The organism is Bradyrhizobium sp. AUGA SZCCT0222 (genome assembly GCF_018130205.1).
GTDB lineage: Bacteria > Pseudomonadota > Alphaproteobacteria > Rhizobiales > Xanthobacteraceae > Bradyrhizobium.
On the sequence record NZ_JAFCLX010000055.1, the window covers coordinates 1 to 20431 of the forward strand.

20 protein-coding genes and 1 pseudogene are annotated in these 20431 nt (G+C 62.3%); 16 read left to right on the top strand and 5 right to left on the bottom strand.

The window, feature by feature from the left end:
• Positions 1 to 960 precede the first annotated feature (960 nt).
• The gene (locus tag JQ629_RS31405) at positions 961 to 1212 is read left to right on the top strand and encodes a hypothetical protein (protein ID WP_212037920.1); all 252 of its coding nucleotides are present in this window, start codon (positions 961 to 963) and stop codon (positions 1210 to 1212) included.
• A 55-nt stretch (positions 1213 to 1267) separates the two neighbouring features.
• Positions 1268 to 2461, top strand: coding sequence for a radical SAM protein (locus tag JQ629_RS31410; protein WP_212415911.1), 1194 nt, complete (start codon positions 1268 to 1270; stop codon positions 2459 to 2461).
• A 28-nt stretch (positions 2462 to 2489) separates the two neighbouring features.
• Here JQ629_RS31410 and JQ629_RS31415 read toward each other — a convergent pair whose 3' ends face one another.
• Positions 2490 to 3248 carry an SDR family NAD(P)-dependent oxidoreductase gene (locus JQ629_RS31415; protein ID WP_283815970.1) on the bottom strand — a complete coding sequence of 253 codons (759 nt, stop codon included), beginning with the start codon at positions 3246 to 3248 and terminating at the stop codon, positions 2490 to 2492.
• A 331-nt stretch (positions 3249 to 3579) separates the two neighbouring features.
• Between JQ629_RS31415 and JQ629_RS31420 the strand changes: the two genes are divergently transcribed.
• The 8 genes from JQ629_RS31420 to JQ629_RS31455 all read left to right on the top strand — a co-directional run bounded on the left by JQ629_RS31420 (position 3580) and on the right by JQ629_RS31455 (position 11705).
• Entirely contained in the window at positions 3580 to 4752 is a 1173-nt protein-coding gene (locus JQ629_RS31420; RefSeq protein WP_212415941.1) for an ROK family transcriptional regulator, read from the top strand.
• A 56-nt stretch (positions 4753 to 4808) separates the two neighbouring features.
• Positions 4809 to 6089 (top strand): ABC transporter substrate-binding protein, encoded by a 1281-nt coding sequence (locus JQ629_RS31425; protein ID WP_212415913.1) that lies wholly within the window; start codon positions 4809 to 4811, stop codon positions 6087 to 6089.
• Between the two features lie 44 nt (positions 6090 to 6133).
• A complete protein-coding gene (locus JQ629_RS31430; protein ID WP_212415942.1) occupies positions 6134 to 7009 on the top strand; it encodes a carbohydrate ABC transporter permease in 876 nt (291 codons plus the stop codon).
• On the top strand, positions 7002 to 7859 hold the full coding sequence (locus tag JQ629_RS31435) for a carbohydrate ABC transporter permease (RefSeq protein ID WP_212207114.1): 858 nt from the start codon (positions 7002 to 7004) through the stop codon (positions 7857 to 7859). The genes JQ629_RS31430 and JQ629_RS31435 overlap by 8 nt, the downstream gene beginning before the upstream one ends.
• Before the next feature lie 10 nt (positions 7860 to 7869).
• On the top strand, positions 7870 to 8985 hold the full coding sequence (locus JQ629_RS31440) for an ABC transporter ATP-binding protein (protein WP_212415914.1): 1116 nt from the start codon (positions 7870 to 7872) through the stop codon (positions 8983 to 8985).
• Positions 8982 to 9749, top strand: a complete 768-nt coding sequence (locus JQ629_RS31445; protein ID WP_212415915.1) for an SDR family NAD(P)-dependent oxidoreductase — start codon at positions 8982 to 8984, stop codon at positions 9747 to 9749. The genes JQ629_RS31440 and JQ629_RS31445 overlap by 4 nt, the downstream gene beginning before the upstream one ends.
• 51 nt (positions 9750 to 9800) lie before the next feature.
• Positions 9801 to 10571 (top strand): glucose 1-dehydrogenase, encoded by a 771-nt coding sequence (locus JQ629_RS31450; protein ID WP_212415916.1) that lies wholly within the window; start codon positions 9801 to 9803, stop codon positions 10569 to 10571.
• Positions 10572 to 10697: 126 nt separating this feature from the next.
• Positions 10698 to 11705: a zinc-dependent alcohol dehydrogenase family protein gene (locus tag JQ629_RS31455; RefSeq protein WP_212415917.1), complete on the top strand. Its 1008-nt coding sequence runs from the start codon at positions 10698 to 10700 to the stop codon at positions 11703 to 11705.
• 34 nt (positions 11706 to 11739) lie between these two features.
• On the opposite strand, the gene JQ629_RS31460 is transcribed toward JQ629_RS31455, so the two are convergent.
• Together JQ629_RS31460 and JQ629_RS31465 are read right to left on the bottom strand one after the other, a co-directional pair.
• Positions 11740 to 13047, bottom strand: coding sequence for an adenylate/guanylate cyclase domain-containing protein (locus tag JQ629_RS31460; protein WP_212415918.1), 1308 nt, complete (start codon positions 13045 to 13047; stop codon positions 11740 to 11742).
• Positions 13048 to 13265: 218 nt separating this feature from the next.
• The gene (locus tag JQ629_RS31465) at positions 13266 to 13703 is read right to left on the bottom strand and encodes an ester cyclase (protein WP_212415919.1); all 438 of its coding nucleotides are present in this window, start codon (positions 13701 to 13703) and stop codon (positions 13266 to 13268) included.
• Positions 13704 to 13966: 263 nt separating this feature from the next.
• On the opposite strand from JQ629_RS31465, the gene JQ629_RS31470 reads away from it, so the two are divergent.
• The 3 genes from JQ629_RS31470 to JQ629_RS31480 all read left to right on the top strand — a co-directional run bounded on the left by JQ629_RS31470 (position 13967) and on the right by JQ629_RS31480 (position 16621).
• Positions 13967 to 14326 (top strand): hypothetical protein, encoded by a 360-nt coding sequence (locus tag JQ629_RS31470; RefSeq protein WP_212415920.1) that lies wholly within the window; start codon positions 13967 to 13969, stop codon positions 14324 to 14326.
• A 142-nt stretch (positions 14327 to 14468) separates the two neighbouring features.
• Entirely contained in the window at positions 14469 to 15032 is a 564-nt protein-coding gene (locus JQ629_RS31475; protein ID WP_249135413.1) for a CAP domain-containing protein, read from the top strand.
• Between the two features lie 143 nt (positions 15033 to 15175).
• Positions 15176 to 16621 (top strand): DUF5107 domain-containing protein, encoded by a 1446-nt coding sequence (locus JQ629_RS31480; protein WP_212415922.1) that lies wholly within the window; start codon positions 15176 to 15178, stop codon positions 16619 to 16621.
• 68 nt (positions 16622 to 16689) lie between these two features.
• Here the strand turns inward: JQ629_RS31480 and JQ629_RS31485 are convergent, their stop codons facing one another.
• The gene (locus JQ629_RS31485) at positions 16690 to 16977 is read right to left on the bottom strand and encodes a DUF1330 domain-containing protein (RefSeq protein WP_192736367.1); all 288 of its coding nucleotides are present in this window, start codon (positions 16975 to 16977) and stop codon (positions 16690 to 16692) included.
• A gap of 178 nt (positions 16978 to 17155) precedes the next feature.
• On the opposite strand from JQ629_RS31485, the gene JQ629_RS31490 reads away from it, so the two are divergent.
• Positions 17156 to 18013, top strand: a complete 858-nt coding sequence (locus JQ629_RS31490; RefSeq protein ID WP_212037907.1) for a 3-hydroxybutyryl-CoA dehydrogenase — start codon at positions 17156 to 17158, stop codon at positions 18011 to 18013.
• Positions 18014 to 18204: 191 nt separating this feature from the next.
• Entirely contained in the window at positions 18205 to 18387 is a 183-nt protein-coding gene (locus tag JQ629_RS31495; RefSeq protein ID WP_212268728.1) for a hypothetical protein, read from the top strand.
• Positions 18388 to 18427: 40 nt separating this feature from the next.
• Here the strand turns inward: JQ629_RS31495 and JQ629_RS31500 are convergent, their stop codons facing one another.
• On the bottom strand, positions 18428 to 18913 hold the full coding sequence (locus tag JQ629_RS31500; protein WP_192736364.1) for an MmcB family DNA repair protein: 486 nt from the start codon (positions 18911 to 18913) through the stop codon (positions 18428 to 18430).
• Between the two features lie 157 nt (positions 18914 to 19070).
• Between JQ629_RS31500 and JQ629_RS31505 the strand changes: the two are divergent.
• Positions 19071 to 20209, top strand: a pseudogene (locus JQ629_RS31505) (vWA domain-containing protein).
• The last annotated feature ends 222 nt before the right edge of the window (positions 20210 to 20431 follow it).

Below are 20431 nucleotides of genomic sequence, written 5' to 3' on the forward strand. Positions count from 1 at the left end.
CAAAGTGCACACGAGCATACAGGGCAGCGGAGAACACCCAGCCTTCCCTGCGCAATGGCTTTACGGCTTATGCCGTGCTCTCCCCGGAGACGAGTTCTTGGTTGACTCCGTCGCTATCGTTTCCGCTCGCGCTTCTCCGACAGCTTGACACCTGCAACGGGTGCCAGGACCACACGGTTTTGCCGTACGCTTATCCACGCCGTCGTCGAGGCGTAAACCAGCGTCCACCGCAACCCGCCCAACGTCCGTGACGACGGCCGACGCCCTTCTGACCAGGACGGGATGGGTGAATATATGCCCCTGATTTGTGTTCTGGTAAACAGAAATATTTTTTAATTTGGGGCTTGACACGATTTCGGCAAAGCCGAATTGATTTGCCTGTCGGGCAGACTCAGGACGGAGTCGGCGCTCAAAATCAACTCACCTCCTGCAGGGCACGCTGATGCCTTCCCCGGCCGACCATCGGCAAGCCGCGACAAGCTGATCGAATTCAAGCGGGAGCGAATTCTCGACGAGGTACTCGAACTGCTCAATGCGGACGGCTGACTGATCATCGGCTGACGGTCCCGATCCCCGTGGTCGGTTTCACTAGCCCTTGATCCACCCATATATACCGCTGGAGGCAGACCCAGCTTGATCCCGCGGGAGAATCCCTCTCCAAGGCATGCCGGATGTTGGCCCAGTTTAAAGTTTGCACCCCCAGACCAGGCATCTGCGCATCTGCAGCATTTTCGGATTTAAGAAGAGGATAGGGAAAGCAACGGGATAGCGGCACGGCCGCCGGCCGCTCTCGTACCCCATCGATCAACTTCAAGATGAAGTACCCCAAACCTTCTTTGAACGAATAGTTCGCCACATTGCCGCGACAATGGAATTGGTATAATCTCCTGCTGCTCAGCTGATTGATACACCAGCCTTCGTTCGACCCTTTTACTGCGTCGCAAGAAAACGGAGCACAGCATGCCGATTACCACGCTGAAGGTTCTATCGACTGTCCTGCAACTGCATGGGCCGGGCGCAACGATCCAGAGCGATCATCAGGGCATCGAGGCGTTGCTGAGTGATCTGCGTGGGCAAAATGGTGTCACACCGACCGAGGTTTACTTCAGACGCGGTTTTGTTCGCGGCGGCGGAGGCTACGGTGGTTTTCGTAGAGGCGGCGGATACTACGGCGGTGGCGGATTCCGCCGGGGCGGATTTATCCGGTACTAGGCTTTTCCAGTACTAGCTTTGCTTCATGGTTTCCCTGAGGCCATCCGGTATCGGCATGTCGGCTGACGCAACAGATGCTTTGGCAGATGCGGTCGGCTTCCAGGAGCAGCCGATCTCGCAGCTGCTTGTCAAGGTTGCCTCGCGATGCAACATCGACTGCTCCTATTGCTACTGGTTTCGCGACGCGGCTGTTTATGACAAGCCGAAGCTGATGAGTGACGAAGTGCTGCAGCAATTGTTGCTGCGCATCGAAGAGCACGTCGCCAGGTATTCCCTCATCGATTTCCCGATCATTCTGCACGGCGGCGAACCCCTGCTGTGGGGAGTTGAAAATTTCCACCGTTTTGCCGAGGCCTGCGAAGGCATTTCGTCACGGACCGGTTGCGACATACCGATCGCGGTAACCACCAATGGCCTGCTGATTAGCGATGAATGGCTGGACTGTTTCGAGGCGCGCAACATTTCCGTCGCGATCAGCCTGGATGGGCCCGAACACATTCACGACATTCACCGCAAGACGTTTCAGGGCACCGGCACCCACGCCGCGGCGGAACGGGCCGCACGCATGCTTGCATCGCGCGACATCGGCATGACCGCCCTCGCCGTCTGCAATCCCGCTTACCCGCCAAAACAATATGTCGAGTTTTTCGCGGAATGCGGAATTTCCAGCTACGACATCATGATCCCCGACGCGACGGTGGACGAGACCCCCGCGTCCGTTGGTTCGTTCTACAACGGCCTGTTCGACCTGTGGCTGGAGGCCAACCGGACCAAGCCCACGGCCAACATCCGGATCATCAGCGACATGATCACCGCCATGCTCGGCAACAATTCGCCGACCGAGGGCGTCGGCTACAAACCTATCGAACTCTGCACGGTCATGACCGACGGTTCCGTCGAGGCGCACGATGTGCTGCGGATTGCCGGCGACGGCCTCACGCAGACCAAGTTCAATATTTTCGAGCATGCCATCGACGACGTCAGAAACGAGCCGCGCTGGAAAGCCGCGCGCGACGCTTCCATCCAACTTGCCGCGAAATGCCGGCAGTGCAAATTCATGAACGCCTGCGGCGGGGGCTACCTTCCGCATCGTTTCTCCAAAAAGAACGGCTACGACAATCCGTCAGTCTACTGTGACGACCTCTATTCGATGTTTGAGAACATGCAATCGGTGCTGGCTGACCATCTTTACGTCAGCAAGCCGGACGGGGAACGCCTCGACGTGCGCGACGTACTGGCTGGCGCCTAGGCAGATATGCCTGGCTCAAAATCGTCCTTCACACTCTCCCGCCGTCGACGACATAGTGTTGACTGGTGCACGCGCTCGCTTCTTCCGAGGCCAGGAACACCACGACCCGGGAGATGTCGTCCGGGTAGAGTTTGCGCTTGAGGCACTGCGCCTTCATCAGATCGGCCTCGCCTTGCGGCGTAACCCATTTTTCGATCTGACGTTCCGTCATGATCCAGCCGGGAACGACGGCGTTGACGCGGATATTCCAGGCGCCGTAATCGCGCGCGAGCCCGCGCGTCAATCCAAGCACGGCCGACTTCGAAGCGGTGTACACCGGCATCCCGCCCTGCGCGGTCATCCAGGAGATCGATCCGAAGTTGACGATAGCGCCGTCTTTCCCGGCTTGCATGTCCGGCAGGACGGCTTGAGCGGCAAAGAACTGGTGCTTCAGGTTGACGGCAATTCTGTCATCCCAATATTCCGGCGTGACGCTTTCGACCGAATGCCGGTCATCATGCGCCGCGTTGTTGATCAACACGCGAATCGGCCCAATGCCGGCCCTGATCTGACCGATCGCGGCGCGTAGACGATCGATGTTGGTCACATCGCAATATTCATATCGGACTGCAAAGCCCTGTGAAGCGAGTTCATCGACCAACCGCGTCGAAGGATCTCTGGCGATGTCCAGAAATCCGACTTTGGCCTTCTGCCGCGCGAAGGCACGCACGATCGACGCGCCTATCCCCGACCCACCGCCCGTGACCAGGACAGACTTGCCCTCGAGATCTGGATAGATTGCAGCCATCAAGTGATCCACCGTTATTGGACGCGGGCGTCGATGCCGGATTTTATTTTGATTTCAAGGCCCGCTGTACAGCGACAGATAGATCACAACTGCTCGCGTTCGTCATCTCGGCGCAGCTCGCAGCGGCGGCATATCAGTTGTGCGGCAATGCGGGTTTGCGAAGGGCGCACATGATGCAGATCAATGAGCCGCCGGCTTCGAACCAAACGTCCGCGCCCTCGATTTTGCTGCCGCGCACACAACACATGCCTTGAGCCGGCAAGCGCCTTGACAGTTGAAATGTTTCGCGCGCACATTCTTACACTAAGTAAGAATGACGACAGGGACGGAAATGCCGGAGCAGCCGAGAAGTCGGCGGCAGACGCGTGCGGCCATTCTGGGGCATCTGCTTCAGTCGGGCGGCATGTTTCGACCGCCTTTGGCCAGGGCCGTGCGCCTCTCCGAGGCGAGCCTGTCGCGCATCCTGTTTGATCTGAAGGCGGAGGGCCTGATCGAGGAAGTGAGGCGGCCAGCGCCTTACTTCGGTGGCCCGACCGGTTTGGTATCTCTCGACAGCTCGGTAAGGCTGGCCGCCATCGAGCTGACCGGCGAGCGGCTGACCGTAGGGGTGGGCGGGCTTTCCGGCGAGCTGCATTATACCGAACGTCTGCCGCTGCCGAAATCGCCGACCGTCAAATCCGTCAGCCGGCTGTTTCACCAGGCGCTGCAATCGCTGCGGGACTGGACGCGGCAGCATCGGGTTCAGCTCTCGCAGATCGGCGTTTCGGTCCCGGGGCTTGGCCGGTTGAGCGAGCTCGTCAATCCGATCATTCCGTGTGACGTCAAGCGCGTTCGCGGCATGCTTGGCGAGATGTTTGCGGACGTGCCGGTCGCGATCACCAATTCGGTCGTGGCGCATGCCACGTTTCATCGCTGCCGCACGGAAGATTATCCGTTTGCCGGCCCGCATCTGTTCGTCTTTGTCGGCCAGGGCGTCGCAGGCGCCTGGATGGACGACCCGATCGAGGCCGATGCGTTGCAGCCGGTCGAACTCGGCCACATGGTGTTCGACGATGGCGGTCCGCCCTGCCGCTGCGGCCATCATGGCTGTGTCGAGGCTTATACGTCGCTTCCGGCATTGGCCGGGCTTCTCGGTGTTGGCGAGCCGGAATTGCTGCAGCTCGGCGATGAGTGGGTGAATGCAATCTCGATCTCCGCCCGCGTGCGCCAGGAGCTGCGGCGACGGCTGTTCCGGCTTGGCCTTGCGATCGGCAATACGCTGAACGTCAAGCCATGTGCCGGCGTGGCCATCAGCGGCTGGCCGTCTGTTCTCGCGGAAGCAGATCGAAAGGCGTTGATCGACGGGATCGATGCCTGCGTGATGGGCGGGCGGAAGTTCGCCCAGGTATCACTCGCTTTCGTGCCGCCTTCGAGCGGCAATGATCCGAATGCCGCGCTGGCCTTTGCGGCCTGCTGTCTGGCTTGCCGCGGTGGCATGCCGGTCTCATCGGCGGAGGCCGCCTGACAAGCAATGAACGACGCGGCCAACGCGTCAAGGTTTGAAACCGGGAGGAACGTACCATGCCAATGATCACAAGGCGTCGTCTGCTCGCTGGATCCGCTGCCACGCTCGCGCTGCCGGCCTTTGCCCGCGCCCAAGGCGCCAAGCCGCGCCTGACCGCCATCTCGCAATGGTCCGCGGGAAGCGATGGCGCGGCCATCACGGCGCTCGGCAAGAAATTCGAGGAGAGGGGCGGCGTCTGGCAACATTCGCCGGTTCCCGGGTTCACCACCGAAATGATGAACAAGCTGCGCGCCCAGATCATGGCCGGCGATCCGCCGGCCTGTTCGCAGCTCAAGGGACCCGAGATTGCGGCCTGGTCGAAGATCGCCCCGACCGTGAGCCTCGATGAGCTGGTCGCTGCCGCCGGCTACGAAAAGGTCGTTGCCCCGGACCTTGCGAAACTGCACAAGCCCGGCGGCAAGTGGATTGCGCTGCCGTTGCAGATCTACAGCACCAACATGCTGTTTCTGTCCAAGCGCGCGATGGACAAGGCCAAGGCCGACAAGATCCCCGTCACATGGGCAGACTTCAACGACCTGGCCGAAAAGATGAAAGCGGGCGGCGTTGCCTATCCCATCGCCAACGGCGGCACCCGCCCCGATGACGGGCAGAAGTTCGAGGCCTCCCTGGCAGGCATCAGTCCCGCCGCATACCGCGCAGCCATCATGAACCTCGACAAGAAGGCCCTCGAGGGCCCCGAGGTCAAAGCCGCCTTCGTGCAGGTACGCAAGATCGCCGACTGGATGGACCCCAACGTCGGCGCCCAGCACTTTTCGACCAACCTGAAGCGCTTCGTCGACGGCGACATGGGCATGATGATCATGGGCGGGTGGGCGCAGGGCGTGTTGCGCAATGCCGGTTTCAAGTTCGAGGACTTCATGATTGCTCCCGGCCCCAGCGACAACGGCAAGCCGGTGTTCCTGTTGAATGCCGACGCGTTCATATTCTGGCAGCGCAAGGAGCCCGACCTGCAAGCCGGCCAGGCGCTGATGGCGCAGCTCGTCATGGATCCCGCCATCCAGACCATGTATTCGCAGATCACGGGATCGATACCCGTGCGCACCGATGTTGATCTTTCCGGCGAAGGCTGGTCGGACGGTCAACGCCGAACCGCAGCAGCTCTGAAAGACGCGATCGCCAGTAATCAGGCGGTTCTCAGCGTCGCGCACAACATGGCACAGGAAAACGGCCTGACCGCTGCGTTGATCGACGTCATCACGGAGTATGTGAAGAACAAGACGATCAAGCCGGAGCAGGCAGTCACCCGCCTCGCCGAGGCCGTCGAGAGCGCGCGTTGACAGACGCCGCGGCACCGCGAGCAGGGCGGCCGACGACACCTGAAATGGTGCGCCGGCTGCCCGAGTATCTGACGATCTGGGTACCGCTGCTGTTGTCGGCCGCGCACCTCGTTTCGTTTTCGCTGTGGACCATCTGGATCTCGTTCACGCCGTCCACGCTGGTCCCGGTGTCGGGCTGGGTCGGTTTGCGCAACTACACCTCGGTTTTGGCGTCGCGGAACTGGCAAGTCGCCTTCGACAATCTGCTGCTGTTCGGCAGTGCGTTCGTGCTGCTCAGCCTGGCGACAGGTCTCATACTCGCGATCCTGCTCGATCAGCGCATTCGCGGCGAGAACGCATTGCGATCCATCTTCCTCTACCCCCTGGCGGTATCGTTCGTGGTCACCGGCACGGTCTGGAGCTGGCTGCTCAATCCCGGCATCGGGATCCAGAAGCTCGTCCACGATTTCGGCTGGACTTCCTTCCGGTTCGATTGGCTGATCGACCGCGACATGGCGATCTGGACGATTGTTGTCGCTGCGATCTGGCAATCCTCGGGCTTCGCCATGGCGCTCTTCCTCGCCGGCCTCAGGTCCGTCGATGCCGACCTGATCAAGGCGGCGCAGATCGACGGCGCCGGACCGGTCCGGATGTACCGGCGCGTCATCCTGCCGACGCTCTGGCCGATCACCATAACTGTCATCGTGATCCAGCTGCAGTTCGCCATTTCGACATTCGACCTCGTCCGCGCGCTGACCAACGGCGGCCCTGGAATCGCGACCCAGTTGCCGGCCCTTGTCGTCTACGACCTGATGTTCCAACGCAACCTGCTCGGCCGGGGGGCGGCGGCGGCCGTGCTGATGTTGCTGATTCTTCTCTCGGTGCTGCTGCCTTACGCGGCGTGGCAATATCTCCAGCGACGTCGAGCCCCCCATGCGTGATCGAACCTTCGCGCCGAGCCGCATGCTGATTTATCTCGTCGTTTCGCTGATCGCGGCGGCTTGGCTCGTACCACTAATCGTCGTCGTGCTGAATTCGCTGCGCAGCAATGAGGAAATCGTCCAGACCTCGATGATCGGCTGGCCGCGGCAGTGGGCCTTTGGCAACTACCTCACAGCCTGGTCCGACTTCTGCGTGGCGCAGACCTGTGTCGGCATCCGCCCCTACATGTTGAACTCCGCGCTCGTGACCATTCCCGCGACGATCTTCTCGACCCTGCTTGGGGCGGTCGCCGGTTACGCGGTTTCGCTCTGGCGCTTTCGTGGAGACAACTGGATCTACGGCATCGTCACGCTGGGCATCTTCCTGCCGCAGCAGATGCGCTTGCTGCCGTGGACCATCGTGCTGCGCGATACCGGGCTGATGAACACGCTAACGGGCCTGGTGCTGATCCACACGATCCAGGGACTCTCCTTTACCGTCCTGTTCTGCCGAAACTACTACGTTGCCATCCCGCAGGAGTTGATAAGGGCCGCGCGCATCGATGGCGCGGGGTTCTTTCGTATTTTCTGGCGCATCATTCTCCCGCTCTCGCCGCCCATCCTGGTTGTCACCGTGATCTGGCAGTTCACGCATATCTGGAACGAGTTCCTCTATGGCGTGACATTCACGACCGGCCAACAGCAGCCGGTCACCGCCGCGCTGATCGCGCTCTCGGCCGCGGTCGCCGATATCCCGCATCATGGCGTGCAAAGCGCCGCGGTGATGATCGCGGCCCTGCCTACCCTGTTGATCTATCTGATCGGTGGCAAATACTTCGTACGCGGCCTTACCGCCGGCGCCGTGAAATGAAGGGAAACTCATGGCAGCGTTGAGCATTCGTGCCCTGTCGAAGCGGTACGCCAATCTGGAGGTGCTGAAGGGGATAGATCTCGACATCGAGAGCGGTGAATTCACCGTGCTGGTCGGGCCATCCGGCTGCGGAAAATCTACCTTGCTCAACATCGTGGCCGGGCTGGATCGCCCGAGCGCCGGGACCGTGGAAATCGGCGGGCGGGTCGTCAACGACATCGCGCCAAAGGACCGCGACATCGCGATGGTGTTCCAGTCCTATGCGCTCTATCCGTCGATGACGGTGCGCCAGAACATCACGTTCGGCATGGAATGCCGCCATGTTCCGAAGGCGGAGCAGGAGAAGGCGCTGGCGAATGTCGCGCGCCTGCTGCAGATCGAGCCGTTGCTCGGCCGTAAACCCTCGCAGCTTTCCGGCGGTCAGCGCCAGCGCGTGGCGATGGGCCGGGCCCTGGTGCGCGATCCCCTGCTGTTCCTGTTCGATGAACCGCTCTCCAACCTCGACGCCAAACTGCGGGTCGAGATGCGGATGGAGATCAAGCGGCTGCACCAGCGCATTGGCGCTACCATCGTCTATGTCACCCACGACCAGATCGAGGCGATGACGATGGCAACAAGGATCGCCGTCATGCATCAGGGCGAGGTGCAGCAATTCGCCGATCCGGATACGGTGTACCGCTATCCGGCCAATCTGTTCGTCGCGCGCTTCATGGGCTCGCCGCCCATGAACACGATGCCGGCACGGCTCGAAGCGGAAGTTGGCGGGCCGGTGGTGGTGATCGGCGCCGGGCGACCGGACGAGGTCCGCCTTCCCCTGCAGGGCTACGACGCGGCGGCGGCCTTTGTCGGCCGCGACGTGGTTCTTGGCATTAGGCCGGAATGTATTGCCGAGGGCGGCCGTAGTTTTTCGGGCGCATCGGGCGCACCGATCGTCGTCCAGGCGCCGGTCGAGATGGTCGAGCCCACCGGCGCGGAGACCATCGTGCTGCTGCGGCTCGGCGGGGAGCAGGTGCTGGCGCGCATCTCGCCGGACATCCGGCCTGAGCCGGGGGCGCTTGCCGCCTTCGCGCTCGACACGCGCCGGATTTGCCTGTTCGACCCCGTGACGGAGCGCCTGATCGCATGACCTATGCCCTTTACCCCAGCCTTGCAGGCCGCGTCGTGTTGATCACCGGTGGCGCCAGCGGCATCGGCGCCGCGTTCGTGCGCGCGTTCGCGGCACAAAAGGCCCGTGTCGCGTTTCTCGACATCGACGCCGCCGCCGGCGAGACATTGGTGCGCGAGGTGACGGACGCATCCGGCTCCGCGCCGCTGTTCGTGCCATGCGACTTGCTGGATATCGACGCCTTGCGCGCCTCGATGGCCAAGGTCCATGCGGCGTTCGGCGATGCCGCGGTGCTGGTCAACAACGCCGCCAACGACCAGCGCCAGGTGCTTTCAGAAGTGACGCCTGAAGAATTCGACTGGTCGATCGCCGTCAACCTCAAGCACGTTTTCTTCGCCGCACAGGCCGTGGTGCCGCAGATGCAGGCGCGCGGCGGCGGTTCGATCATCAACATGTCATCCGTGGCATGGACGCGCGGCGCACCGGCGCTGCCGGTCTACGCGGCGGCGAAGGCGGCGATTGTCGGCTTCACCAATTCCCTGGCCCGGCTGGTCGGTTCCGACCGCATTCGCGTCAACGCCATCGCGCCCGGCATGGTGATCACCGAGCGCCAGCGCCGGCTGTGGTATCCTGACGAGCAGAAGATCGCCGAGCTTCGCACGCGTCAGGACATTCCCGACGCTGTGACGCCCGACGACATCGCGCGCATGGCATTGTTTTTGGCGTCCGACGAGAGCCGGCGCATCACGCGCCAGTGCTTCACGGTCGATGGCGGCCTAGGTTAGCAGGAAAGCACATCGTCGATCGACGCGTTTGGCAAGGCAGGAGAAACAGACATGGCAGGCATTCTTGATCGCAAGGTAGCGCTGGTGACGGGCGGCGCTTCGGGAATCGGACGCGCGACGTCGCTGGCAATGGCGCGGGAGGGTGCGCGGGTGGCGGTGGCGGACCGCACCGAGGAGAGCGCGGCCGGCACCGTCGCCCTGATCAACGCGGCCGGCGGTCAGGCCATTGCGATCGGCGGCGACGTCACCGCGGAAGCCGACGTTGCCGCGATGGTCGCGCGCACCGTGGCGGCCTATGGACGGATCGACTGCGCGTTCAACAATGCCGGCGTTGCCGGCGGATCGGTGGGCCCCGGACGCCAGCGCCTGCACGAACTCAGCCAGATCTCGTTCGACACCATGCTCGCGATCAACCTCACCGGCGTGTGGCTCTGCATGAAGCACGAGATCGTGCAAATGCTGGCGCAAGGCGGCGGCGGCGCGATCGTCAACACCGCCTCGATCGCCGGGCTGATCGGTCTGGCGACATCGGGGCACTATGTGGCGGCAAAGCACGGCGTGGTTGGGCTGACGAAGACCGCGGCGATCGAATATGCGCAGGACGGCATCCGCGTGAACTGCGTCAATCCCGGCTATATCACCACACCCATGACCAAGGAGGTGGTGGAGACGCGGCTCGATGCCACGTTGGCGAAGGTACCGATGAACCGCATGGGCGTGCCCGAGGAAATCGCGGAAGCCGTGGTCTGGATGTGTTCCGACAAGGCCTCGTTCATGACCGGCGCGTCGCAGGTGGTCGACGGCGGGTATTTCGCGGCCTAGAGCTTCGGTTCTGATTGTATCAGAACCGAAGCTCTAGGACTCTTGTTTGACGCGTTTTCTTTACGCGAACCGGTATCCACTTCGCTCGAAAACGCTCTAGCATCGCCGAAAATACGGGAGGCTTCATTGAAAGTCTGGCAAGTCGCACGCGAGTGGTCGATCGACGCCTTGGAACTGGTCGATCGGCCGGAGCCGGAGCCCGGCCCCGGTCAGGTCGTGGTCCGGATGCGCGCGGCATCGCTGAATTATCGCGACCTGATAACCGTGCAGGGCCAGGGCGGCGCGTACAGGCTTCCGCTGATCCCGTTCTCCGACGGAGCCGGCGAAATTGTCGCCGTGGGACCAGGCGTGAGCCGGGTCTCGGTCGGGAATCGCGTGTGCCCGATGTTCTTTCAATCCTGGTTCGACGGCGGGCCTTCGGCCAGCGGCCGCCGCCTCGCGCTTGGCGGCACGCGCCCGGGTGTGCTGCAGGAATTGCTGCTGCTTGACGCCGAAGGCGTCACCCGCATCCCCGATCATTTGAGTTTTGCGGAAGCCGCCACCTTGCCATGCGCGGCGCTGACCGCCTGGCGGGCGCTGTTCGACGAAGCCCGGCTCCGGCCCGGCCAGACCGTCCTGGTGCAGGGCACCGGCGGGGTTTCGATTTTCGCGCTGCAGTTCGCCAAGCTGGCGGGCGCCACGGTCATCGTGACGTCGTCGAGCGACGAAAAACTCGAACGCGCGAAAGCGCTCGGCGCGGACCATACGATCAACTATCGCGCGGTCGCCGAATGGGGCAAGGCCGCCGCGGACTGGGCCGGCGGCGGCGTCGATCACATCGTGGAAGTCGGCGGCAAGGACACCTTTCAGCAATCGCTCGAGGCCGCGCGCGTCGGCGGCACCATCCTCGTGATCGGGGTGCTGTCGGGCCTTTCCCAGCAGGTCTCGATCCCTACCCTGTTCAGCAAGAATCTGCACGTGATCGGGCTCTCCGTCGGCAGCCGGAGAATGTTTGAGAACATGGCGTCAGCGATCGGGCAGAACCGCCTCAAGCCCGTGATCGACAGAACACTTGGTTTCACCGAAGTGCCTGACGCGCTGCGGCTGATGCAGCAGGCCGGCCATTTCGGCAAGATCACGATCGCGTTTCCGTAAGCTGAGGATTTTATCTTCGCGCACGATACGAAGCTTAGAAGCTCGCCGCGAAGAGATCCCAACGACCCGGAAGGCCTTTCAGTTCATGCGATCCGCGTTCGGAGAACTTCAGGCCGGCACCGGCCACCAGGTCGGTGACGACCCTCGATACCAGAACCTCGCTGGGACCACATTCCCCCATGACGCGAGCCGCCGCGTGCACGGCGACGCCGCCGATATCACGACCTCTCATTTCGACCTCGCCGGTATGCAGCCCCGCGCGCAGCGGCAATCCAATTTGCTTGGCCGCGGTTTCGAATGCCAGGGCACATCGAACAGCCCGACCCGGTCCGTCGAACGTCGCCAGAATTCCATCGCCGGTGGTCTTGATCAAACATCCGCGATGTTTGTCGATCATCTGCCTTGCGATTTGATCGTGGCTATCCAGCAATCTCCGCCATGTCTGGTCGCCCAATTCAGTGGCGCGGCGCGTCGATTCAACGATATCGGTGAAAAGAACGGTGGCCAACACCCGCTCAAGACTGTCCGATGAGCTTTCGCGGTGTCCCGTTACAAATTCTTCGACGTCACCAATCAGCGTATCCACATCACCGGTCCAGAATGCGTGATTCCCGCCTTCGTACTCGATGAGCTTTGCAGCAGGTATTTGCGTTGCAAGACTGCGACCATGTTCAATGGGAACGAGGGTATCGCTACGCCGATGAAGCACCAACGTCGGCACGCGCACGCTGGGAAGAATCGGCCTGACGTCGATGAGGATATTCAACAGGCCGAATGCCTTGTAGGTCCCCGGACTTGCCGACAGCCGCTGGAACTTCGCAAACTGGGCAACGGCTTCGGGATCCGCGGCTTGATCGGGGATGAGCTGCCTGATCATGGCTCCGGTCCCCCAAAGCTTGACGCGTTCCAGGATCATTTCTTCCGTGGCGAATGCCTTCGGATAGCCGCCGAACAGAATGAGATGCGACACCCGGTCGGGATGGGTGGCGGCAAACAGGGCGCTCATCGGGGCGCCTTCGGAGAAACCCCAAAGCACGGCTTGGCGTGATCCGATGTCGTCCATGATGGCACGAACGTCATCTATGCGCTGTTCAAGCGGCGGAGTGCCAGAAAGCCTGTCTGACAATCCCTGACCTCTTTTGTCGAATGTGACGACGCGCGCGAAGGTGGAAAGGCGGCGCAAAAAGGCCGTGTATCCTGGAAGCTCGTGTAAAAATTCGACATGGGACACGATCCCGGGAACCATGAGAATGTCGATGGGGCCGCCGCCCATGGTCTGATATGCGATGTTTGTATCGCCGCTGAGCGCGTATCGCGTGGTAGGCAATACGAAATCATTCATGGGTCCGCGCCCTGCTTATTTCAATCCTCGGTCTTCCGCTCGGACGGACGAGCGGCATTAGAACCGTCGCAGCCGAACCCGGCAGAGCCGACGAGTTCGCAGGTCGCGGCGCTGCCCGAGAGTCTGCGGACGAGCCTGGCTTCGATCGTCGTCCTTATGCGTGCGCCCGCCGGCTCACGCCGGCGGGCTTCTCCAACTGGACGGAACGGCTTTGCCTTTCACGCGGCAGTCTTTACCGCGCCAGAGGCACCGATCTGTGTGAGCATTGTCAGGAGGTCGAAGTAGTGCACGGCGCTCTTGGCCTTCCCACCCTCGACCTGGACGATCTGGCAGGCCGGCACCTCGATCCGCTTGTTCGAAGGCGGAATGGTGCCTGCTGGTGTCTGGAGCGGGCCCGTGTGAGTGCCTTTCCAGACAAGCTCGAGGACCGCGGTGTCACCGCTGGCGAACTCGCGCACGAATGTGGCTTTCGAATCGGGGAAGGCCTTGGCCCAGCCCTGCCAGGCCTCGATGATCTCGCCGGCGCCCTTGATGCGACGGTTCGTTCCCTTCTCGTCATACACGGCGTTGGCAGCCAGGATGTCCCTGGCCTTGCTCCAGTCCTTTTCGTTGTATGCGGTGACTGCGGCCTTTGCGATATCGATTACATTCGCCATGATCACGCTCCCTTATGAGTGAGCCGGCGCCGATCGGCGCTGAGCATTGCAAACCCCCAGCACACCAAATTCTAGCACTTTGAGGCGAAGAGGCGAGCGAGAACCGGCCCAACCAAGCTGAAATACGCTAGCGCAATGTCCGTTGAGGGGAATAGCCGCTGTTGGCGCATGCAGCCGCTCGCAAGCGAACCGGAAATAGTCGCGCTGAACCGTGCACTTAGATTTGAATCGCCTCCCAACAGCCGGCCGTCTATGGTGCGCGCATGTCTCGCCTCGTGTTTGCATTGATTGCTGTTGTCCTGTCACTCCTGCCGGTCGTCGCGCCGGCTGCCCCGGCTCACAAGCGGCCGGCGCCACGCTGGCAGGGCTACGGCTTCCTGCCGGGCTATCACCAGCCTCCGAACAACAGCCGCCCGGCTTACACCCAGAGAGCTGCGGTTTTGCGCGCAGCGCGCCGCAACCAGCGTCCCTGGTATATCGATCCGGTCCCGAGTTATTACGGCTATGATGGCGCCTGGCGCTATTTCGGCCGTCCCGGTTTTTACGGCGGCCGCTACAATGGCGGCAGTTTTGGTCCTTGCTGGACGCGGACGCCGATCGGACCGGTCTGGAACTGCGGCTGATCAAGCCATTGCCTGCGAACCCCGCCCGCGGTCGGTCAGGTGCCAGGGAATACACGCCCCGTGCCTTGAGTCGTCCACATTAACGATGGATAAGCAGCCAGATATGGCGCTGGTTTATTGAACAATGGGTATTTGGGGGACGATGACACGTCGCGCCTTTGGCGTACTGGCCGCAGGCTTTTTGCTGCTGGCCGCGCCGGCGATGGCCGCCGATTCGCCGGCCGAACTGATCTCCGGCTTCCGTCTCAAGCATGGCCAGGTTCGCGTCGTGCGCGACGCAACGCTCGACCGCATCGCGATGGATCAGGCGCGCGCGATGGCGGCGAAGAATGAGCTCAGCCATGAGGTGCTCGGCCCGTTCACCAAGCGGGTCGCGCCGGCGGGTGCGGGTCGCGCCGCCGAGAACATCGCCTACGGATACGAGAGCTTTGAGAAGACGCTCGGCCAGTGGATCGACTCCTCCGGGCACCGCAAGAACCTGCTGCTGCAGAATGCGTCACGCGTCGGGATCGCGAGCGCCAGGGATGCCAGCGGCAAGCGCACCTACTGGGCCATGGTGATCGCCGGCGATTACGAGCCGAAGCGGCCCAAGGGCAAGAACAAGAAAGAGACGGAGCCGCTTGTTGCTGTGAAACGCGAGGCCGCTCCCGCATCCCGGCAAAAATCAAGCGACTGCCGCATCAAGATACTCAGCCTTTGCATTTGAGGCGGGGCGCGGCGGCGACAGCGTTACCCTCGCCTGGCACGAAGTGGGATACTTCGAGCCGGCAGGGGAGAAATCGCACCAAATCGCCTCAACAAGCCGGCCGCTGCGCGATAGGATCGCCCGGTCAGTCAAAGGCCACGTCCATGGCAATTGGTGCTTCCTCGCGTATCGGTCTCCGCTTCACGGCCGGAGTGATTTCGGCGATCTGGACATTTCATGCCGCGCTTGCGGCGTCGGCGGGGCCGGATCAGGTGTCGCTCAGCGAGCAGACGGTGCATTGGAGCACGGTCAAATATGCAACCTCCGGGGAGAACGGTTTCGTCAACGGATCGCTCGACAAGAACACCATCGTCGATCGCACGTTCAAGGGCCGGGTGCTCGAGAACCGTTATCTGAAGGTCGTGCTGTTACCTGAGTTCGGCGGGCGTATTCTTTCCATCATCTACAAGCCGACCGGCCACGAACAGCTGTATCGCACCGAAGTCGGCGTGCCCTACGGAATGGGCGAAGGCAACTTCTATTACGACTGGCTGATGGTGTATGGCGGTATCTTTCCCACCTTTCCGGATGCCGAGCACGGCAGGACATGGTCAAAGCCGTGGGATTTCAGGGTTGTGAAGGAGAGTGCCGACGAAGTGACGGTGTCGATGTCGCTGACGGACAATTTCGAATACCCGGCGGCACCGGAGAAGTTCAGGAAGGGATCGAGCGGCATCGAAGCGGCTTACCATGTGACGCTGAAGGCCGATCGTGCCGCGGTCGATGCGACCCTGGTGCTGAAGAACCCAAACGACAAGACAATCCCGTACGAGTACTGGACCTGCACGACGCTGGCGCCGGGGTCGGATCCGAACAATCCCAAAACCACCGGCGGCGCCGAAATCATCGCGCCGCTCGCGGCCTACCGCACGCCCGCATGGTCAAAGAATATAGCCGAGGGCGACGCGAGTGCCGGCGCGGGCACCAGCCGATTCGAAAAGCTGCGCTACTTCAAGAACTGGCCGACGATGGGCATCGCCTATGCGGCGCCGGATATGCAGGGCGGCAATTTCTGGGGCGTGATCAACCACGACAATGAAGAAGGGATCATCCGCATCGCGGACAACACGATCACGCGAGGCCTGAAAATGTGGACGTGGGGATTTGCCTCGTTCACGAACGAAACCGACCAGCGCAAGGATCCGAACCCGGCGCGGCCCTACGTCGAGTTATGGGCGGGGGTGTCGGACGAATTTTTCCACAGCGCCGAGTTTCCGGCGCGGAGCGAGGTGTCGATTCCGGAAACCTACAGCCCGACCGTCGGCATGAGCAACGTGACGCATGCGAACGCGAATATCCTGATCAATCTTGTCGCCGAGGCGTCCGGCGCCACCCTTCAGTTCTTCAGCATTGAGCCTGTGACGCCGCTGCGGATCATCATGAAACGCGGCGACGCTGTCTTGTTCGACGATGCCGTGACGGCCGACCCGAAAAACGGGAATCGCATCTTTGCGCCGATCCCTGCAGGCAGCGGGGCCGAGCCGGTCCAACTGACGATCAGGACCGCGGCAGGCAAGGAACTGATCACGGCCACGGCAAGGGTGAAGTGAAGCGGAAGGAGCCCGCGCCCTCTCCCGCTGGCGCGGCGACATCAAGAGATGGATACCGGCGATGCCAATCAGAGGCCTTCGACGCCAACAAGGCGCGCCGAACTGCAGGCGTCCCGGATGCTTTTCAATCCCTGATAGGTCGGGCCGTTGTAAAACGCCTCCCAGGCAGCGACGGAGGGAAATTCCAGCAGCACAATCCGGCGCGGCTCCCAGTCCCCTTCGTAGACCTTGTGGGGGCCGCCGCGCGCCAGATATCTGGCGCCGGCCGCTTCCAGCGCCGGCTTCACGCCCGACATGAACTCCTGATATTGCGTGGCGTCCCTGATTTCGACATCGAAGATCACGTAAGCGGGCATTCCATTTTTCTCCCTGTTTACCGACAGCTTAGCGGCGAGCGCGGAGGTTCGAAAGCCGTCCGGACCCATGTCCGCATTTGCCTGGTTTCACCGGTTTTGCTACCGCCTGCCGTCTGCTAACGAGTACGGCAGTGCCGGCATCTTCAAGTGCCGGCGTTCAGCAATGGAGGCGCGAGCTATGATTGAAACGATTGGCATCATCGGGGCGGGTACGATGGGTAACGGCATCGCGCAGGTCTGCGCCGCGGCGGGGCTGAAGGTGACGATGATCGACATCTCGGATGCCGCAGTGGCGCGGGGGATGGCGACGCTGACCGGCAGCCTGGAGCGCCTCGTCAACAAGCAGAAGATGACCGATGCCGATCGGCAGGCCGCGTTGGCGCGCATCACCGCGACGACGGACAATGCAAAGCTTGCCAATTGCGACCTCGTGATCGAGGCCGCGACCGAGCGGGAGGATTTGAAAATCAAGATCCTCAAGGACCTTTGCGCGACGCTGAACCCGCGCGCGATCGTCGCGACCAACACTTCCTCGATTTCGATCACCAAACTCGCTGCCGCGACCGACCGCCCGGACCGCTTCATCGGCATGCACTTCTTCAATCCGGTGCCGCTGATGGCGCTGCTGGAGTTGATCCGGGGTTTGCAGACGTCCGACGACACCCACGCCCTGGCTGAAGAATTTGCAAAGCGGGTCGGCAAGGTGCCGATCACGGCGAAAAACAGCCCGGGCTTTGCAGTCAACCGCATCCTGTGCCCGATGATCAATGAGGCGATCTTTGCGCTGCAGGAAGGGATCGCCACCGCCGAGGATCTCGACGCCGGCATGAAGCTCGGCTGCAACCACCCGATCGGCCCGCTCGCGCTCGCCGACATGGTCGGCCTCGACACCATGCTGTCGGTCATGGAGGTTTTCTATGAAGGCTTCAACGACCCGAAATACCGGCCCGCGCCGCTGCTGAAGGAAATGGTCGCCGCTGGCCATCTCGGCCGCAAGACCGGCAAGGGATTCTATAATTACGGCAAGTCCGCGTAAGCGGCTCTTACCCGCGTGATCGCCGATGGTCCGCCTGATCGCGGACCATCGTGCGGGATTGCGCGCCGCAAAATCTTCCTGCTCTCCCGCGCCGCCTCGGTGTGACATCCGTCACAGCGACGAACGGTGCCGCTGCCTAAGGTTTTGCGAACGGCAACACGGTCCCTCGCCGGGACAAGGGAGAGACGGACATGAACGCAACCAGCCATGAGACCCGCGAACTGAGCCTGCAGGAGCTCGATATCGTTGCCGGTGGCGGACTTGCGTCGCCGAAGGGCAGCATCATCATCTTCGGCTACGGCATCCAGTGGAACGATCGCAGCATCTGCATCGTCACGCCGACCCAGGACACCATCATCAACCGGCCCAAGTAACGAGTCGTTGACGCTGACTTCATCGCGGTGACGGTGGTTGCTAAAACTCCGAATGCCCCTGCGGATCGACCAGCCGGTTGATCCGTTGCGCCGCGGCCATCGCGAACCGCACCGTCATCAGTTTGCGGGTCGGCGCGGCCAGGCGATGCTCGGGCGCCTCGCAGTGCAGATGGGCGCCATAGGCATCGGCAACGATCAGGCCGGTGCCCTCAGGGAAAATCTCGCAGGGCAGGTCCTGCGTGAAGGCAAAGAACAGCCGGTCGCAATGCATCCGGTAGTCCTGCCATTTCTGGTCGGCGCGCAAATCCTCCACCGACGACTTGATCTCGACGATCCAGATCTCGCTTTTCTCGTTCAGCGCCACCAGATCGGCGCGCCGGCCGGACGGCAAAGGCAACTCACTAATGCAGGAAAAACCCAGTGTTCGCAGCATCCTGGCGGTGCCGCGCGCGATCGCGAGCGCGGTCTCCGATTGGCGGCGGTCCGGCGGCGGTACGAGGCTGACCTGGCGGGCGGGCGATTCCATGCTCCCTAGCCTACCCGATTCCGTGACCGTCGCCATCCGGGCTGCGGCGCGGAATGCGCCGCAAATTCGTACCCAAGGCGCCTTGATTTGGACCACACGCCACCGCGAAGCCGAGGGAACCTGGGTTCCGAGGGACGGAACACATGGAGGAGAAACCATGAAGCAACGCTTCAGGGATCACGGCATCACGCTTCGCTCGCTCGCATTCGCTCTCGCTACGCTACCCCTTTCCGCCGGCCTGTCGCAGGCCGTCGCCAAGCCCACGGTCGAAGTCGCGTTCGTTCTGGACACCACGGGCTCGATGGGCGGCCTGATCGAAGGCGCCAAGCGCAAGATCTGGTCGATCGCGACCGCGATCGTCGATTCCAATCCCGACGCCGAGATCCGCATGGGCCTCGTATCGCCTACCGCGACATCGGCGATGACTACGTCACCAGGAAGGTCGAACTCACCCGCGACATCCAGGATCTCTACGCCAATCTCCTTGAGCTGAGGGCCCGTGGCGGCGGCGACTGGCCGGAAAGCGTCAACGAGGCGCTCGATGTCGCCGTCAACAAGCTGCAATGGACCGACGGCGGCGATGTCAGGCGGATCGTGTTCCTGGTCGGCGACGCGCCGCCGCACATGGACTACGCGCAGGACACCAAATATCCGGTAACGCTGAAAGTGGCGAAGCAGAAGGACATCATCGTCAACGCGGTGCTCGCCGGCAACGCCGCCGACACCGAACGGGTGTGGCGCGATATCGCCCAGAACGGCAATGGCCGCTTTATTCCGATTCCGCAGGATGGCGGACAGGTGGTCGTGATCGAAACGCCGTATGATGAGGACATCATCATCCTGCAGCGGGAGATCAACGGCACCGTGATCCCCTATGGACCGCGCGTGATGCAGAAGCGCACCGAGGACAAGACAAAGCAATTGTCGCAGGTGGCGGCGGCGGCGCCGGCACAGGCCTCCGAGATGGCGAGCTTCATCAACAAGCGTTCCAAGGCGACGTCGGAAGCCGTCACCGGCGACGGTGATCTGGTCGCCGACGTTTCGGCCGGCCGCAGCAGCTTTTCCTCGATCAAGGAGGAAGACCTGCCCGACAATCTGCGCGCGATGAAGCCCGAGCAGCGCGTCGACGAAGTCAACAAGCAGATGAGCCAGCGCAAGGCACTCAATGAGAAACTCGGCGCACTGGTGGCGAAGCGCGACAAACATGTCGCCGATGCGCGCGCCAAGGCTCCGCCGAAGGCGTCATCGTTCGACCGCGTGGTCGAGGATACGCTGAAGGCGCAGATCAAGCGGTAACGCCCGCGCCTTAAACCTTCGCGTGTCGTCGCGGCCTGGTGCGCAATCGCACTGGGCCGGGATGGCCGGGTTGGCCCCGATATGTCGGCCGCAAAGGCCGCGGCCGCGGCGGCGCGACGATTTGACCGGCGACCGCTTCCGGCCCGGAAGCACGATTCGCGCGACCCTGCCCCGATAGACATCCGAATAGACTTGGGATCGTGGGCCCGCCCGGCTATCGTG